Origin of the sequence: Micromonospora sp. NPDC007230, assembly GCF_042869115.1 — a bacterium.
Lineage (GTDB): Bacteria > Actinomycetota > Actinomycetes > Mycobacteriales > Micromonosporaceae > Micromonospora.
In genome coordinates this window covers 1-1,064 of record NZ_JBIAFE010000081.1, presented here as the reverse complement: position 1 = coordinate 1,064, position 1,064 = coordinate 1, and the positions used below count along the sequence as shown (strand labels likewise).

Genomic DNA, 1,064 nt, shown 5'->3' with positions numbered 1-1,064 from the left:
CGGTGGTCGGTGCCGTTGAGAGCGAAGTAGCGGACCGCGGCGAACTCGGCCTCGATCCAGTTCAGCCAGGAGGCGTAGGTCGGTAGGAACACCAGTTCCACCTGGTTGGCGGCGCACCAGGCGCGGACCTCGGGGTGCTTGTGCGGGGAGAAGTTGTCGCAGATCAGGTACAGCTTCTGGTCGGGCCAGCGGCGGCGCAGGGTCTTGAGGAAGGCCAGGAACTCCCGCCAGCGCTTGCGGTCGCGGATGCGGTAGTGCAACTTCCCTGTTGTCAGGTCCAGGGCGGCGATCATGTGCCGCACGCCCTGGTCACGGGTGTAGGTGGCGCGCAACCGTACCGGCTGGCCCTGGGGTCGCCAGGCCCGGCCTGGGCGGGGTTGAAGGTTCAACGGCCCGAACTCGTCCACGCACAGCACCCGCCCGTCGGCGGGCGGGTGGTCGTAGAGGTCCAGGATCCGGCGCATCTTGTTCGTGAAGTCGGGGTCGGTGCTGGCCTTCCACGTCTTGGTGGCCTGCCAGGAGACCCCACGTTCGTGCAGGATCCGCCGGATCGTTTCGACGCTGATCGCCGTGAGGTGGCCGGCCTCGATCAGGTAGTCGCGCAGCTTGGCCAGGGACCAGCAGGAGAAGGGTTTGCCGAGGAAGCGGGGGTCGCACCGGGCGATGACGCAGATCCAGTCGCGGGTCTGCTCATCGATCCGTCTCGGTGCGCCCCCGCTCCATTTTGGGTCCAAGGCGTCGAACCCCCGCTCGTTGAACGCGTGGATCACGTCGCGGACGTAGTCCTCGCTGGTCTTGAGCAGGTGCGCGATATCCGGGGCCGGCTGGCCTTGGGCGGACATCAGCACCACGATCGCTCGGCGCAGCTTCACCGGGTCCTTCGCCGTCCGAGTGATCCGCTGCAACCGCTGGCCCTCGGCCATCGACACCTGCCGGACGAACACCTCCGGGCGTCTGCCCACCGGCCACCACCTCCCACAGCCTGATGCGTTGGGAGACAGCGTGCCTGACGGCTCCTCAGAACCGATGGATTACACGATCAACGTTCAAAGACGCGGCACTAG

General features: G+C 67.0%; 1 protein-coding gene. It reads right to left on the bottom strand.

Annotation, left to right across the window (positions count from 1 at the left end; genetic code table 11):
* On the bottom strand, positions 1-962 hold a 962-nt coding region (locus ACFYML_RS36605; protein ID WP_387425018.1), incomplete at its 3' end, for an IS630 family transposase.
* Between the last annotated feature and the right edge of the window lie 102 nt (positions 963-1,064).